This window comes from Bacteroides sp. HPS0048 (assembly GCF_964240755.1).
Taxonomy (GTDB): domain Bacteria; phylum Bacteroidota; class Bacteroidia; order Bacteroidales; family Bacteroidaceae; genus Bacteroides; species Bacteroides nordii.
Genome location: NZ_CAXSVC010000007.1, coordinates 206,983 through 222,718, shown reverse-complemented (window position 1 = coordinate 222,718; position 15,736 = coordinate 206,983). Strand labels below are relative to the sequence as shown.

At 44.5% G+C, this 15,736-nt stretch carries 13 protein-coding genes; 9 read left to right on the top strand and 4 right to left on the bottom strand.

All coding sequences use genetic code 11. From position 1 onward, the window contains the following. Positions 1 to 62 precede the first annotated feature (62 nt). From ACESQI_RS08365 to ACESQI_RS08350, 4 genes are all read right to left on the bottom strand, one after another. Entirely contained in the window at positions 63 to 1,022 is a 960-nt protein-coding gene (locus ACESQI_RS08365) for a tetratricopeptide repeat protein (protein WP_195571830.1), read from the bottom strand. 156 nt (positions 1,023 to 1,178) lie between these two features. After that, entirely contained in the window at positions 1,179 to 3,089 is a 1,911-nt protein-coding gene (locus tag ACESQI_RS08360; protein WP_002562571.1) for an ATP-dependent DNA helicase RecQ, read from the bottom strand. Between the two features lie 120 nt (positions 3,090 to 3,209). Then, complete coding sequence (gene recJ / locus ACESQI_RS08355) at positions 3,210 to 4,928, bottom strand: single-stranded-DNA-specific exonuclease RecJ (protein ID WP_002562570.1); 1,719 nt, start codon at positions 4,926 to 4,928, stop codon at positions 3,210 to 3,212. A gap of 795 nt (positions 4,929 to 5,723) precedes the next feature. Beyond that, a complete protein-coding gene (locus tag ACESQI_RS08350) occupies positions 5,724 to 6,173 on the bottom strand; it encodes a thioesterase family protein (protein WP_195350739.1) in 450 nt (149 codons plus the stop codon). Positions 6,174 to 6,252: 79 nt separating this feature from the next. Between ACESQI_RS08350 and ACESQI_RS08345 the strand changes: the two genes are divergently transcribed. The 9 genes from ACESQI_RS08345 (at position 6,253) to ACESQI_RS08305 (ending at position 15,523) form a co-directional block, all read left to right on the top strand. Next, positions 6,253 to 6,816: an L-threonylcarbamoyladenylate synthase gene (locus tag ACESQI_RS08345; protein ID WP_373125750.1), complete on the top strand. Its 564-nt coding sequence runs from the start codon at positions 6,253 to 6,255 to the stop codon at positions 6,814 to 6,816. Continuing rightward, positions 6,817 to 7,386 (top strand): sugar transferase, encoded by a 570-nt coding sequence (locus tag ACESQI_RS08340; RefSeq protein WP_195350741.1) that lies wholly within the window; start codon positions 6,817 to 6,819, stop codon positions 7,384 to 7,386. A gap of 8 nt (positions 7,387 to 7,394) precedes the next feature. Further along, the gene (locus ACESQI_RS08335; protein WP_007486904.1) at positions 7,395 to 9,185 is read left to right on the top strand and encodes a chloride channel protein; all 1,791 of its coding nucleotides are present in this window, start codon (positions 7,395 to 7,397) and stop codon (positions 9,183 to 9,185) included. A gap of 142 nt (positions 9,186 to 9,327) precedes the next feature. Then, complete coding sequence (gene fmt / locus ACESQI_RS08330) at positions 9,328 to 10,296, top strand: methionyl-tRNA formyltransferase (RefSeq protein WP_081504756.1); 969 nt, start codon at positions 9,328 to 9,330, stop codon at positions 10,294 to 10,296. A 351-nt stretch (positions 10,297 to 10,647) separates the two neighbouring features. Beyond that, the gene (locus ACESQI_RS08325) at positions 10,648 to 11,241 is read left to right on the top strand and encodes an RNA polymerase sigma factor (RefSeq protein ID WP_007486906.1); all 594 of its coding nucleotides are present in this window, start codon (positions 10,648 to 10,650) and stop codon (positions 11,239 to 11,241) included. A 78-nt stretch (positions 11,242 to 11,319) separates the two neighbouring features. Beyond that, complete coding sequence (locus tag ACESQI_RS08320; protein ID WP_002562562.1) at positions 11,320 to 11,493, top strand: hypothetical protein; 174 nt, start codon at positions 11,320 to 11,322, stop codon at positions 11,491 to 11,493. A gap of 68 nt (positions 11,494 to 11,561) precedes the next feature. Next, entirely contained in the window at positions 11,562 to 12,212 is a 651-nt protein-coding gene (rpe, locus tag ACESQI_RS08315; protein ID WP_007486907.1) for a ribulose-phosphate 3-epimerase, read from the top strand. Positions 12,213 to 12,215: 3 nt separating this feature from the next. Beyond that, on the top strand, positions 12,216 to 14,324 hold the full coding sequence (locus ACESQI_RS08310) for a ComEC/Rec2 family competence protein (RefSeq protein ID WP_373125747.1): 2,109 nt from the start codon (positions 12,216 to 12,218) through the stop codon (positions 14,322 to 14,324). A 161-nt stretch (positions 14,325 to 14,485) separates the two neighbouring features. Then, positions 14,486 to 15,523: a bifunctional oligoribonuclease/PAP phosphatase NrnA gene (locus tag ACESQI_RS08305; RefSeq protein ID WP_007486910.1), complete on the top strand. Its 1,038-nt coding sequence runs from the start codon at positions 14,486 to 14,488 to the stop codon at positions 15,521 to 15,523. Positions 15,524 to 15,736 lie beyond the last annotated feature (213 nt).

Sequence of the window (15,736 nt, the reverse complement as noted above, 5' to 3'; positions counted from 1 at the left end):
CTTCAATCGTACATCGTAAATCGTCTAATTGTAAATAGATTCATTATTGATCAGAAAGCACACTATAATCCCAATACATTGGTTGATGAGGCTGACTGGTTATTAAATTGTCCGTTCAGATTTTCTCCCTCTTTCGGATTGATCTCAAGCGCTTTCTTCATATCTTCTATTGAACCATCTTTGTCGCCATTCAGCAATTTGGCACGGCCGCGTTCGTGATAGGCTGCTCCGAAGTTCGGATTCAGTTCTATGGCTTCGTCGAAAAGACTGATAGCTTCGGTTAGTTTTTTCTGAGTGATAAAGAGTTGACCCAGATAGAGGTATGCCTGTTCATTAAAGGGGTTCATCTCGGTGACTTTCAAGTAATCGGTTTCTGCCTCTTCGGGAGCTCCTTCTGCTTCTTTTAGTTTACCATGCAGCAGGATAGCTGCCTCTTCATCCGGGCTCTGAGTCAGAATTGCGGCTATATCTTCAGCAGATTCTTTGAGCTGATTCATCTTTAGCAAAGCTTCGGCGCGTAACAGGCGTGCTTCGGTGAAATCGTCTTTTAACACAATGGCTTTTGTCAGGTGGGCAATGGTCATGAGGTCATCATTCATACCCATCATAGCTTTTCCCAGCAAGAAATGGGCAACTGCATTACCTTCCTCTATCTGAATAGCTTTGTTTGCCGCAGCCTGCATTGCCTGATAGTCTTCTTGCATATAGCATATGTTGGCTATAGTAAGATATGTACTGGTCAGTTCGGGTTCAAGTTCCACCATGCGATTCAGTATTTCACGGGCTTTGTCCAGTTCGGCAGATTGTATGTAGAGCTGGCTGAGGTATCCCAATGTTTCGAAGTCTTCCTCGATAGCAAGGGCTTCGGTAAAGCATTTTATGGCATAGTCCGGTCTGCCCATACGTTGAGCACGCAATCCGTCATATTTGAATATCTCAAAGTTCTTTTGTGCAGCTTTCTGCTTTTCGCTTTCCGGGCTTTCGGACTTTCCCGAAAAGAAAGATTTAAAGAAGTTCGGCATGATTTATGATGTTATAATGTTATAAAGTTATAGGGTTATAATGTTATAGAGTTATAAAGTTATAGTAGCTATAATCCGCAACACTATAATTTGCAAATTTATAACTTTTATAACTCTATCGCTTTATAGTCCTGTAATTTTTACAACTCTATAACATTATAACCCTATAACCTTACTCAACATTCCATCCTCTGTTTTTATTATTTCCTCTTCCAATAAATATTGAATGACTTGTGCCAGTATGTCTTTATCTTCTTCCATTCGTTTGCTGACTTCTGCGGGAGTCAGAGGGCGCTCTTTCAGTAAATCCAGCAGTTTTTCCTTTACTTCTTCGAAGGTATTGTCTGACAAGTCTTTACTGGCTTTCCCGCTGAGGCATACGTCACACTGCCCACAGTTATGTTCATTTTTCTCACCGAAGTAACGGAGAAGCATACGGCTACGGCAGGCAGTTTCGGAGGTGACGTATTCTACCATTGCTTCGATACGGGCTACGTATCGTTTCTTACGTTCTTCGTATACGGATGGCGGGATATGCAGGCGGTCAGGTTCTACCCGTTCGCGCGTGTATATTATATAAGGTGTTTTCTTACGAGGAATATAATCAATAATGCGACGTTTGGACAGCATCATTAGCAGATTGTATATCTGCGAACGTGTCAACCCGGTACGCAGGCTCAATGCTGTTTCGCTGATGTAAGCGTAATCCGTGAAGATCCCGGTATACGAACGAAGGACGGTTTGCATCAGTGCTTCTGCCTCTTTACCCATTTCGCGAAGCTTATACAGTTCATCGCGACGGATGGTAAAGAGGATACGTGAGGCGTTGTCCTGTTCATCGGTATATTCTATGTACCCTGCCTGGGTCAGTATTTTCAAAGCACTGTCTGCCGGAACCGGAAAATGCTTGAACTTGCGGCAGAATTCCTCCAGGTTGAATTCCTTTGTACAGTCGAGTCCGTCTCCCATTGCCATCTGATAATAATATTGCAGATGTTCATATACCTTTATGATATAATCCTTATCAGGGAAGGTGTCCGGGACCCGTTTGTGGAGGGCCGTTTTGTCCAATGAGGTGTGGAGAATAACGGCGTATGCCTTTTCTCCATCGCGTCCGGCACGTCCTGCTTCTTGAAAATAGGCTTCGGGAGAGTCGGGCAGATCGAGATGGATTACCAGACGTACATCGGGTTTGTCAATGCCCATTCCGAAGGCATTGGTTGCTACCATCACACGGCATTCGCCGCTTTGCCAGCGTTTCTGGCGGATATCTTTGACGGCATTGTCCAGTCCGGCATGATAGAAGTCGGCGGTGATACCTTCGTTGATAAGCAATTCGGTGATTTCTTTGGTACGGCGACGGCTACGAACGTAGACGATAGCGCTTCCCTGCATCCGTTGAAGAATATGTAGTAGTTCGGCCGTTTTGTTATCTACCTTGCGTACGATATAGGCAAGATTCTTTCGCTCGAAGCTCATCCGGAAAACGTTTTCTTCCTTAAACTTCAACCGGCTTTGGATGTCTTTTACTACTTCCGGTGTGGCTGTGGCAGTCAGTGCCAGTACGGCTACTCCGGGCAATAGTTCGCGTATATCGGCTATTTTCAGATAGGCAGGCCGGAAGTCATATCCCCATTGGGAGATGCAATGGCTTTCGTCTACCGTAATCATGCTGATCTTCATGGCACGGAGTTTCTGTTTGAAGATGTCCGTGTCCAGTCGTTCCGGTGAGATATAGAGGAATTTATAATCGCCGAAGATACAGTTTTCCAGCGCAATAAGAATTTCCTGCCGCGTCATGCCCGAGTAGATGGCTACAGCTTTGATCCCCCTTTGACGGAGATTCTGCACCTGGTCCTTCATCAGGGCGATGAGTGGAGTGATAACGATGCACAAACCCTCTTTGGCGAGTGCCGGGACCTGGAATGTAATGGATTTCCCACCGCCGGTAGGCATTAATCCCAGTGTATCACGCCCTTCGCCAATACTATTGATAATCTCCTCCTGTACACCACGGAAGGAGTCATAACCCCAGTATTGTTTGAGTATATCGCGGTAAAACACCATTTTGATTTACGATTAGACGATTTACGATTAGACGATTTACGATTAGACGATTTACGATTGAGTAATCTTAGAGAATTAAGAGTAATTTCAATCGTAAATTGTCAATCGTCTAATCGTAAATCATTCAATGGGTTTAATATCCTCAATCTGCAACTGTACTTCGCCACGCTTGTGCGTGTTTTCTTCGATTGTGTAGCAGATGTCGAATGAACGCTTTGTCTTGATATAGCGTACGTGTGAACTTTGACCAAAGGCGATGCCGTTCATTACGTTGTTCGATTTGTTATCTACCAACTCGAGTTTGATATGCTCCTGGTCGCGTCCCACCACTTTACTTGTACCATAGTCATAAACATGGTGCGTGCAGAATATGGGTTTTTGGTTGTCCGGGCCGAAGGGATTGAATTTCTTCAGATCACTAAAGAATTTCGGAGTGATGTCTCTGAAGTCTATTTCAGCATCGATATCTATTACGGCACTGGTTTGTTCCGGCAGGATGTGTTGTGATACGAATGTTTCAAAACGCTCGGTAAATGCCGGTACATTTTCCACTTTCATTGACAATCCCGCAGCATACGTGTGTCCGCCGAAGTTCTCAAGCAAGTCACGGCAATGTTCTATGGCTTTATATACGTCAAAACCCGAAACCGAGCGGGCCGATCCCGTTGCCATATCATCTGTACGTGTCAATACTACGGCCGGCCGGTAATATATTTCCGTCAGCCGGGAAGCCACAATTCCGATCACACCTTTGTGCCATTCCTCATTGTAGATGACGATAGAACGGCGGTCTGCCAGTCCTTCAAGATTGGCTACAATCTGGTTGGCCTCTTCGGTCATGCTCTTATCCAGATCTTTGCGGGTCTCGTTGTACTGATTTATCTGATTGGCCTTTTCAAGAGCTACGGAGAAATCTTTCTCTGTCAACAGATCCACAGCTTCCTTACCGTTCTGAATACGTCCGGAGGCATTGATACGGGGGCCTATTTTGAACACGATATCGCTCACGGTGATATCCTTCTCTGCCAATCCGCACACATCGATGATGGCTTTCATTCCTATGCTGGGATTACTGTTCAGTTGTTTCAGCCCATGATGTGCTAAGATGCGGTTCTCCCCCATAATGGGCACAATGTCCGAAGCTATGCTGACGGCCACAAGGTCGAGCAGAGGAATGAGGTGGTGAAATTCAATGCCGTTGTTGATTGCAAATGCCTGCATAAACTTGAAGCCGACACCGCAGCCTGAGAGGTGTTCATAAGGGTAGGTGTTATCCGGACGCTTGGCATTGAGAATAGCTACGGCGGGTGGCAGTATATCGTCCGGTACATGGTGGTCGCAGATGATAAAGTCAATTCCCCGTTCGCGGGCATAGGCTATTTCATCTACGGCTTTTATACCGCAGTCGAGCACAATAATCAGGCCTACACCGGTTTCGGCAGCATAGTCTACTCCTTTTCGTGAAATACCGTAACCTTCGTTGTAACGGTCAGGAATGTAATAGTCCAGGTTTGAATAAAACTGCTGGATGAACTTATAGACCAGTGCCACGGCTGTGGTACCGTCTACATCATAATCTCCATAAATCAGAATGCGCTCTTTCTTTCCCATCGCCTTGTTCAGACGTTCCACTGCTATGTCCATGTCCTTCATCAGGAATGGGTCATGCAGGTCGGGCAGTTGCGGACGGAAGAATTTCCGGGCATCATGTACCCGTGTGATTCCCCGCTGCACCAGGAGCCGTCCCAGGATAGGACTAATGCCTAATTCCTGAACCAATGTCTGGCTTATCTCTGCCTGTTCTGATGTGATGGGTTGATAATTCCATTTGTGATTCATTTTATATATTGTTTTTTCTTTTTCGTATCTCGGGATGGGAGAGAATGACATTTTCCCCCAAGAAGCTGTAAAAGTACGAAAAAAAGATGAAGCATGGCTGTAATCAGATGAAAATATTTCAGAGGGATTACTTCGGTATGAAAAGGATATTTACAAAGAGAACGGGGCATTTCTTGCTTGGGAGGGTGGATAATGTGGCAATTGGGATATGTTATACCGATAAGTATTCAAACCTGTTCAGACATGAATCAGTTCACCACAGAGGACAAGGAGGGCACAGAGATCTTGTTTTCTCTGATGAAACGCGGATGATCGCAGAACGCAGATTAAAAAACAGTAGTTCTTTATTTTATCGTTATTTCCCTTTGCGAGAATTTGCGTTCATCTGCGTTTCAATAAAGATTTAAACTCTGTGCCCTCTGCGACCTCTGTGGTGAAATACCGATAAAGAATAAACACCCTGCAATAGAAATATGCTGTTTGAATAATTATTACATCAGAGTAAATGCTTCCCGTTGTCAACTCTGCTTCTCTAACCCCCGGCAGACTTTCGGCTGTCCCGGCTCCGGGGAGCAACGTCCTCGGCTCCGGGGAGCAACGTCCTCGGCTCCGGGGAGCGCACCCTTCGGCTCCGGGGAGCAGTCTCCTCCCCGGAGCCGGGAAATATGTTTTGTAATACGTTGATAAATAGCGGTTTAAAAAGATCGGTTTTTACCTGTTTTCTCACTTCTTTACTCTGTCCGCCTCCTGCTTTTCAGAACTTGTATGTATTAAAATATTAACAAATGCGGTCCTCTAATCCTTGCTCTCCTGTCTCTTTTTCCTCACATCTCTGCCCTCATATTTGCAAATCGCATCGATCCACTCTTCGGTGAGCGCTTTCGATTCGTGCTTATCCAGATCGAATGCTACCATCACGGATGTGCAGATGCACTTTACCTCTCCGGTTTCTACATCGATCACCCGCTGAATGAGGTGAAAACTCTTTGTTCCGATCTCCGAAACAGCCGTTTGTACGGCAATGTGGTCTGATGCAAAGATCTGAGCCAGGAAGTCAGCCTCTATATGGACAACGACAATTCCATCCTTTTCCCAGTCCACTCCGGGGCAGACAGAGGCAAAATATTCTGTTTTGCCAAGATCATAGAATGAGAAGTAAACCGTGTTGTTGACATGACCGAATTTATCTACGTCATTGAATCGTAGTTGTATAGGCAGGGTGTGGCGAAACTTAATTTCTTCCATTTGTTTTCTCTTAAACTTTGTTATTACCATGCAAAAGTAGTATTTTTGCGCGTTACTCTTATCAGATATAAATCAAGAAATGATAGAAGATATTAAAAAAGCCTGTCAGGTGATGCAGGAGGGGGGGGTTATCCTTTATCCTACCGATACGATTTGGGGACTGGGCTGCGATGCGACCAATCCTGATGCAGTGCGCCGTGTGTACGAAATCAAGAAACGTGCAGACAGTAAGGCGATGTTGGTTCTGGTTGACTCATCCGTAAAGGTGGATTTTTATGTACAGGATGTGCCCGAAGTGGCATGGGACTTAATAGAACTGGCCGACAAACCACTTACTATAATTTATTCGGGAGCCCGCAATCTGGCTCCGAACCTGCTTGCCGAAGATGGTAGCGTAGGTATCCGTGTGACCAGTGAGGACTTTTCCCGTCGTCTTTGCCAGCAATTCCGCAAGGCGATTGTGTCGACATCGGCCAACATCAGCGGACAGCCTTCGCCGGTCAATTTCAGTGAAATAAGTGATGACGTTAAATCACAGGTAGATTATATTGTAGGCTTTCGCCAGGATGACATCAGTCGTCCCAAACCATCGAGCATTATTAAACTTGATAAAGGCGGAGTGATAAAGATTATCCGTGAATAGATGAAGCAGTTGGTGGATTATATGGTGGCAGCGTTGGTGTTGTTGCTATGTTGCCCATTACTGCTCTATATTGCTATCCGCATTCGCATACAGGGAGCGGGTAGCGTTTTTTACCAGCAAGAGCGGTTGGGAAAGGGAGGTGTCCCCTTTCGGATGGTGAAATTTCGTACCATGGTGACAGGTGCGGAAGATGGGACGCCGTTGCTTGCTGTTTCTGATGATCAGCGGGTGACAGCTTTTGGCCGGACACTGCGTAAACATCATTTGGATGAACTGCCGCAGTTCTGGAATGTTTTGAAGGGAGATATGTCCATTGTCGGACCACGCCCCGAACGCGCCTGGTTTGTACAACAAATATTGGAGAAGACCCCGGACTATAAACGGATATTTAACCTGAAACCAGGGATTACCTCTTTAGGAATGGTGAAATTCGGGTATGCTAACACGATAGAGAAAATGATTGAACGTTCCCGTTACGACCTTTATTATTTAGAACACTATAGCTTTTGGCTCGACGTGAAAATTCTACTGGCAACCGTCAGAGAAGTGTGGATCGGCAAAGGCATTTAGACAGAAATATGGAAAAAGAAAAGATTAGTCTGCTACAGCATTTTATTCATTGGCGTGAAAACAATATTAAGGAAAAGCAATTCATTCTTATCCTTAGTTTTTTAGTGGGCATTTTCACAGCGATTGCTGCATTGATATTGAAGTTCCTGATCCACTCGATACAGAATTTCCTTACCGACAACTTTAGTGCAACGGGGGTGAATTACCTCTATCTGGTATATCCGGTAGTAGGTATCTTTCTGGCCGGATGGTTTGTGCGGAACATTGTGAAAGATGATATCAGTCATGGAGTTACCAAGATCCTCTATGCCATCTCCCGGAGGCAGGGACGTATCAAACGGCACAACGTGTGGTCGTCCACCATTGCCAGCGCCATCACCATCGGCTTTGGCGGGTCGGTTGGAGCGGAGGCACCTATTGTGCTGACAGGATCGGCCATTGGTTCCAATCTGGGAAGCGTGTTTAAGATGGAACACCGCACGCTGATGCTGCTTGTGGGATGTGGTGCTGCCGGTGCCATTGCCGGTATCTTCAAAGCGCCTATTGCCGGGTTGGTATTCACGCTGGAGGTACTCATGATCGATCTGACGATGTCCTCACTGCTACCCCTGCTCATCTCCGCAGTGACGGCTGCTACGGTCTCTTATATCACCACCGGCACGGAAGCGATGTTCAAATTCCACCTCGATCAGGCGTTTGAACTGGAACGTATCCCTTTTGTCATTCTGCTGGGCATCTTCTGTGGGTTAATCTCGTTGTATTTCACCCGTGCCATGAATTCGGTGGAAGGTGTCTTTGGCAAACTCAACAATCCTTATAAGAAGCTGGCCCTGGGAGGGGTGATGCTGAGCGTACTCATCTTTCTTTTCCCACCGCTTTATGGCGAAGGCTACGATACGATCAACCTTTTGCTGAACGGTACGAGCAATGCCGACTGGGATACGGTGATGAACAACTCCCTGTTTTATGGATACGGCAATCTGCTGCAAGTCTATCTGATACTGATTATCCTGTTGAAAGTCTTTGCCTCCAGTGCAACGAACGGAGGCGGGGGGTGCGGTGGTATCTTCGCACCTTCGCTCTACTTAGGTTGTATTGCAGGATTTGTCTTTTCGCACTTCAGCAATGACTTTGCATTCTCAGCCTATCTGCCCGAGAAGAACTTTGCATTGATGGGGATGGCTGGCGTGATGAGCGGAGTGATGCATGCCCCGTTGACGGGGGTATTCCTCATCGCCGAGCTGACGGGTGGATATGACCTCTTTCTGCCATTGATGATTGTCTCCGTCAGTTCCTATCTGACTATCATTGTTTTCGAACCGCACAGTATCTATTCCATGCGTTTGGCAAAGAGGGGGCAGCTATTGACCCATCATAAGGACAGAGCTGTACTGACGCTGATGAAGATGGAGAATGTGGTGGAGAATGATTTCGTAACCGTCCATCCGGAGATGGATTTGGGTGAACTGGTTAAAGCCATTGCTGCTTCGCATCGTAATATCTTTCCTGTGACAGATAAGAACGGTGTATTGCTCGGCATTGTCTTGCTGGACGATATCCGTAACATCATGTTCCGGCAAGAACTTTATCATCGTTTCACGGTGAATAAACTGATGACATCGGCCCCTGCCAAACTGTTTGACACGGATGGTATGGAGCAGGTGATGCAGACCTTTGATGATACAAAGGCCTGGAATCTGCCTGTGGTGAACGAAGAAGGCAAGTATCTGGGCTTCGTTTCGAAATCGAAGATATTTAATTCGTACCGGCAGGTACTGGTACATTTCTCGGAAGACTAGAATAATTATTCAATGTGCCAATTGGCTGCGTTATAATAGAGTTGTAATATAACTGGCCTATTGCCACATTGTCGTATTGTCACATTATTGTTTTCACTTAATTGACTTATTGCTACATTAGCCTATTGTCACATTATTATTTATGAAGAAAGAAGATTTAAGAATCGTTTATATGGGAACTCCCGATTTTGCAGTGGAGAGTTTGCGTTGCCTCGTCGAAGGTGGTTACAATGTGGTGGGTGTGATTACCATGCCCGATAAACCGGCAGGCCGTGGTCATAAAATCCAGTTCTCCCCTGTCAAACAGTTTGCATTAGACCATAATCTGCCTTTGTTGCAGCCTGAGAAACTGAAGGATGAAAGCTTTGTGCAAGCTTTGCGTGAATGGAAAGCCGACCTGCAAATCGTAGTTGCTTTCCGCATGCTGCCGGAAGTTGTCTGGAATATGCCCCGTTTGGGAACATTTAACCTGCATGCTTCTCTGCTTCCCCAATATCGTGGTGCTGCCCCTATCAATTGGGCGGTTATCAACGGCGATACGGAAACAGGTATTACCACTTTCTTCTTGAAGCACGAAATCGACACGGGAGAAGTCATCCAGCAAGTTCGCGTTCCGATTGCAGATACGGATAATGTAGAAGTCGTGCATGATAAACTAATGATGTTAGGTGGCAGGCTTATAGTAGAGACAGTAGATGCCATTTTAGCGGGTACTGTGAAACCTATTCCACAGGAAGAAATGGCTGTAGTAGGAGAATTACGTCCAGCTCCTAAAATCTTTAAAGAAACCTGTAGGATCGACTGGAATCAGCCTGTAAAACGTATCTATGATTTCATTCGTGGCCTTTCCCCCTATCCGGCAGCATGGACCGAACTCATAAATCCTTCAGGAGACTCCGTTGTAGTGAAGATCTTCGAGAGCGAAAAGCGAATCGAAACTCATCAATTGCTTCCGGGTACGATTGTGACAGACGGAAAGAAATCTCTCAAAGTAGCTGTTACGGATGGTTTTATAGGAATTCTTGCTTTGCAGCTCCCCGGCAAGAAACGGCTTAGGACAGAAGAACTGTTGCGTGGTTACAAAATTACCGGGGATATGAGGATGAAGTGATTCGTAATGGAACAATAATGAAGGGATTTACGATTAGACGATTTACGATGTACGATTGGGATTAGTCTGCTTAACATCACTGAAACAGGCTATTAAAAGGTAACTTCAATCGTACATCGTAAATCGTCTAATCGTAAATCATCTAATCGTCTAATCGTAAATCCCTTCATTAATTAGTCTTCCGCAGTAGAAACTGCACGTCAATGAGTTAATAATATGGCTCCCATTAAAAATATTTCTCTTTTCTTTTGGCTCTTTCACTAAGATTCCTTTTCTTTGCCCATTATTAACTCTTTAAATGTGAATGCCTATAGAAACACGTTACGCTAATTATATCTAATCGCATACGTAATGAACACATGGAACAACAAGGCTGACGAAACGTTAGTCTCTCTCTATGCCGAAGGAGAGAATCAGGCATTTAATGTACTTCTAAATAGGTATAAGGATAAGTTGTACTCTTATATTTATTATATTGTACGCAACTCCGAGATGACAGAAGACATCTTTCAAGAAACTTTTATGAAGGCAATTATAACTATCCGTCAGGGACGTTACAATGAAAATGGTAAGTTCTCTGCCTGGTTGCGGCGTATTGCCCATAACTTGATTATAGACTCTTTCCGTCAGGAGAAATCAGAGAATTTAGTGTCCTGTGATGAGCCGGAAGTGAATATTCTGAATAATATCGGTCTGGCAGAAGGGACGATAGAGAATGCGATCGTAAACCGGCAGATATTGTCTGACGTACGTCGTTTGATGGAATTCTTGCCGGATGAACAACGCGAAGTGGTATATATGCGTTTCTATCAGGACCTCAGTTTCAAGGAGATAGCAGAACAGACAGGGGTAAGTATCAATACTTCACTGGGGCGTATGCGTTATGCTATCCTTAATCTTCGCCGTATGGCCGAAAAGAACGGAGTCGTTCTTACCGTTGATTAAATTTAACTAACTTGTTATATACTAAAAGGTTTGTTTCCTACGTTCTAAAGGAAACAAACCTTTTAGTGTATAAGGCCTATGAATAAAAAAACTACTCCCTCTCATCAGCAGTGTCCCAAAGAAAAGAACTCGGTGGAAAGTAAGAGGCCCCGGGTCAGTGAACAAACGCTGGCTTTTCTACGTTCTTTTGCCGGTAACTATTATGTGGAACAGCAATTGCCACAAGGGTTACAAGGGATTATATTGGGATAAATTTGTTACTTCCGTTTATTCCCTCTACTTTTGTATCATTGTATTAAATTTGTAATAAAGACAAGCTCATGAAACCAATGATATCTCCTTCTATTCTCTCTGCGGATTTTGCTTATTTGGCGAAAGATGTTGAGATGTTAAACCGTAGCGAAGCCGACTGGGTTCATATTGATATTATGGATGGCGTATTTGTGCCTAATATCTCTTTTGGATTTCCGGTATTGAAGTATGTGGCTAAGCTAAGTGAGAAACCACTTGATGTACATCTGATGATTGTACAACCGGAGAAGTTTATTCAGGAGGTGAAAGCGTTAGGAGCTCATGTGATGAATGTGCATTATGAAGCATGTCCGCACCTCCACAGGGTGGTGCAGCAAATCCGGGAAGCAGGTATGCAGCCGGCAGTGACCATAAATCCGGCCACGCCCGTCGCAATGCTCCAGGATATTATTTGTGATGTATATATGGTGCTCATCATGAGTGTTAACCCAGGTTTCGGGGGGCAGAAATTTATTGAACATTCCGTAGAGAAGGTTCGTGAGCTACGTGCATTGATAGAACGTACGGGCTCAAAAGCTTTGATTGAAGTAGATGGTGGGGTAAACCTTGAAACCGGTGCACGTCTGGTGGCTGCCGGTGCCGATGTATTGGTGGCAGGAAACGCAGTATTTGCTGCCGAAAACCCTGAAGAGATGATCCACCGGCTGAAAGAGCTATAATTAATGCTCTTTGCCTGGCTGCATCGCTATCCTTTTTTACGCCTGTTATGCCCTTTAGTTGTGGGTATTTATTGTGGCGACGAACTTTTTTTCCAGAGGCAGTCCGGAAGGATTGCCTCTGGCGTTTCTTTACTTTTCCTTCTGTCTTTCGGAGGGCTGATTTTCTTCTTTAACCGGAAGCATTACTCCGGACGTTGGCTCTTTGGGAGCTGCCTCCTTCTCTTCTGCTTTACTTTGGGTGCCGGATTGATGAACCGGGAATTACGCCAAGCTGAATCTGTGTTTCCACAAAGAGAGACGGCTTATAGGCTGATTGTTACGGAGCAACCGCAGGTGAAAGAGAAAAGTGTACTTTGCCGCGTACTGTTGATAGAACAGATTGATTCTGTTTCCGGGCGACTTGCTTTGGATCATAAAGCTCTCCTTTATTTCACTAAAGATTCCTTGAGCGAGCACTTGCGTAGTGGGGATGAACTATTGGTTTATACCAAACTTTCTCCTCCGGTGAATAATGGCAATCCGGATGAGTTTGATTATGCCCGTTTCTTGTTCCGCAGACAGGTGGCTGCTATTGGATTTGCTTACGCAGATAACTGGAAAGTGATTTCACGGGGTACCATGCGCTCATTTCGTCAGCAAGCAATGGATTGCCGGGAGTCTGTTTTGTCTGTTTATCGTCGCCTTGGGTTTCGGGGAGATGATTTAGCTGTGCTTTCGGCTCTTACCATCGGTTATAAGGAGGAGTTAAGTGAAGATATCCGCGAAACTTATTCCATATCCGGTGCAAGTCATGTGCTTGCTTTGTCCGGTTTGCATATCGGTTTTCTATATTTGCTGCTTTGTTTCTGTCTGCGATGGTTACCTGAGCGATGGCGGATAGTGGCTTTACTACGTACCTTAGTGATCCTTTTGTCTCTTTGGACCTTTGCCTTTTTTACAGGGCTGTCTGCTTCAGTAGTCCGGTCAGTAGTTATGTTTTCTCTGTTTGCTTTGGCGAGGTTGTCCGGGCGAACTAATTTTTCGCTGAATACTCTTCTGATAGCAGCTTTCTTTATGTTGCTTTGTCGGCCATCCTGGTTGTTTGATGTTGGTTTCCAACTCTCATTTTGTGCAGTGGCCGCTATTTTGCTGATACAACCTTGCATATACAGATTGATTCCTGTGGCGGGTTCCCGCATCGGGCGGTACATTTGGGGATTGATGAGCGTTTCTATTGCTGCGCAGATTGGCACAGCTCCACTGGTGCTCCTCTACTTTTCCCGTTTCTCTACCCATTTTCTGCTGACCAACTTATTGGTGATACCGTTGGTGTCACTTATAATGTATGTAGCCGTCATTATGTTGCTGCTGAATCCTCTGCCTTTCCTGCAAGAACTTGCGGCGGCAGCATTGAGAAGACTGGTTGGGGCATTGAACAATTGTGTCCGTTGGATAGAGCAGCTCCCATGGGCGTCTGTTGATGGGGTATGGGTGTATATTCCGGAGGTTTTCGGATTCTATCTGGCTTTGATTTTGGGAGGATGGTATCTGTTCTCACGTACGGGAAAGCGTCTTGCTGTCTGTCTTTCCTGTATATTTCTTGTTTGTATTTATCATGTGTCGATGAGAGTAATCGACCGTCCCCGGCAAAGCATTGTATTTTATAATGTCCGCAATTGTCCGGTGGTTCATTGTGTTGCGTCCAACGGATCTTCCTGGCTGGCTTATGCCGATAGTTTGCCGGATGAATCCCGGTTGCGCAGGGCTGTTTCAAAGCGATGGAATCGCCAGGGGTTGAAGCCCCCTCAACCTGTTACTACCGATTATACCTGCCCTGCATTGGTTTATGATCATCACCTTCTTTCCTTTTCCGGTTGCAGGGTTTGTGTGTTGAATGATAATTACTGGCGAAACAAAACGACCCTACAGCCGTTATCTATTGATTATCTTTACGTATGCAAAGGCTATGACGGACATTTGTGTGAATTGGCCGACTTGTTTGTCATTCATAATGTGATTCTTGATGCCTCTCTTTCCGACCGTCGTTTGCAGGCATATAAAATGGAGTGTCAGCAGCAAGGTGTTCATTTTATATCACTCTCAGATGAAGGTTCTACTGAGTTTTTGCTTTAAGTACGAAGAATTATCGTAATTTTGCCGGACGGTAATATGGCAATTGTACTGATATGCCATGTGCCTAATTTACGAAAGATAAGCAAATAGAATATTAATCCATAAACAAACGTGTCTGGCCATCGGCACATTGCCCATTGGCGTATTGACACATAATTATTATGCTGACTAAAGTAATAGAACAAGCTAAGATAGATCATTTCACAAAATGGTTTGAACGTGCTGATAAAATAGTGATTGTATCCCATGTATCTCCTGATGGCGATGCAATAGGATCTTCTTTGGGGCTTGCCCATTTTCTGGATTCACAGGATAAGACTGTAAACGTGATTGTACCCAATGTCTTTCCCGATTTTCTGAGATGGATGCCGGGTAGCAAGGATATCTTGTTGTACGACCGTTACAAGGAATTTGCTGATAAGCTGATAGCTGAGGCAGATGTGATTTGCTGTCTGGACTTTAATGCTTTGAAACGGATCGAGAAAATGGGAGATGCCGTAGCCGCTTCGCCTGCCCGCAAAATAATGATCGATCATCATCTATATCCCGAAGAATTCTGTCAGATTATTATCTCACATCCGGAAATATCTTCTACCTCCGAATTGGTATTCCGGTTAATCTGCCGTATGGGATACTTCAGTGATATCTCTTTGGAAGGAGCCGAATGTATTTATACAGGTATGATGACAGATACCGGAGGGTTTACTTATAATTCCAATAATCGTGAAATATACTTTATTATCAGTGAACTTCTGTCGAAAGGGATTGATAAGGATGATATCTATAGAAAAGTATACAACACTTATTCGGAGAGTCGTCTGAGGCTGATGGGATATGTTTTGTCAAATATGAGGGTTTATCGTGAGTATAACTCTGCGTTGATTTCTTTGACAAGAGATGAACAAAGCCAGTTTGATTATATCAAAGGTGATAGCGAAGGCTTTGTCAATATACCTCTTTCCATTAAGAATGTCTGCTTTTCTTGTTTTTTGCGTGAAGATACGGAAACTAAGATGATTAAGATATCCTTACGTTCTGTAGGTACATTTCCCTGTAACAAAGTGGCTGCCGAATTCTTTAATGGCGGTGGTCATCTGAATGCTTCGGGTGGTGAGTTTTATGGTACGATGGACGAGGCAAAGGAAGTATTTGAACGAGCTTTGGAAAAATACTCAGAGCAGTTGACAATTGATAATTGACAATTGACAGTTGACAATTGACAGTTACTATGTAGTGTGATAGCGCAGCTAATTGTCAATTGTCAATTGTCCACTGTCCACTGTCAATTAAATAGCCACCGTCAACTGTCAATTAAATAACTAAATAAGTTAAAAGACTTGAACTTTCAACTTTTAACTCTCAATTTTCAACTAAATTACGGTACATTTGTACGGACATATAGTTAAGATACA

Coding starts and splice junctions, on each gene's coding strand:
- ACESQI_RS08365 (WP_195571830.1), bottom strand. CDS start 1,022: ATGCCGAACTTCTTTAAATCTTTCTTTTCGGGAAAGTCCGAAAGCCCG.
- ACESQI_RS08360 (WP_002562571.1), bottom strand. CDS start 3,089: ATGGTGTTTTACCGCGATATACTCAAACAATACTGGGGTTATGACTCC.
- recJ (WP_002562570.1), bottom strand. CDS start 4,928: ATGAATCACAAATGGAATTATCAACCCATCACATCAGAACAGGCAGAG.
- ACESQI_RS08350 (WP_195350739.1), bottom strand. CDS start 6,173: ATGGAAGAAATTAAGTTTCGCCACACCCTGCCTATACAACTACGATTC.
- ACESQI_RS08345 (WP_373125750.1), top strand. CDS start 6,253: ATGATAGAAGATATTAAAAAAGCCTGTCAGGTGATGCAGGAGGGGGGG.
- ACESQI_RS08340 (WP_195350741.1), top strand. CDS start 6,817: ATGAAGCAGTTGGTGGATTATATGGTGGCAGCGTTGGTGTTGTTGCTA.
- ACESQI_RS08335 (WP_007486904.1), top strand. CDS start 7,395: ATGGAAAAAGAAAAGATTAGTCTGCTACAGCATTTTATTCATTGGCGT.
- fmt (WP_081504756.1), top strand. CDS start 9,328: ATGAAGAAAGAAGATTTAAGAATCGTTTATATGGGAACTCCCGATTTT.
- ACESQI_RS08325 (WP_007486906.1), top strand. CDS start 10,648: ATGAACACATGGAACAACAAGGCTGACGAAACGTTAGTCTCTCTCTAT.
- ACESQI_RS08320 (WP_002562562.1), top strand. CDS start 11,320: ATGAATAAAAAAACTACTCCCTCTCATCAGCAGTGTCCCAAAGAAAAG.
- rpe (WP_007486907.1), top strand. CDS start 11,562: ATGAAACCAATGATATCTCCTTCTATTCTCTCTGCGGATTTTGCTTAT.
- ACESQI_RS08310 (WP_373125747.1), top strand. CDS start 12,216: ATGCTCTTTGCCTGGCTGCATCGCTATCCTTTTTTACGCCTGTTATGC.
- ACESQI_RS08305 (WP_007486910.1), top strand. CDS start 14,486: ATGCTGACTAAAGTAATAGAACAAGCTAAGATAGATCATTTCACAAAA.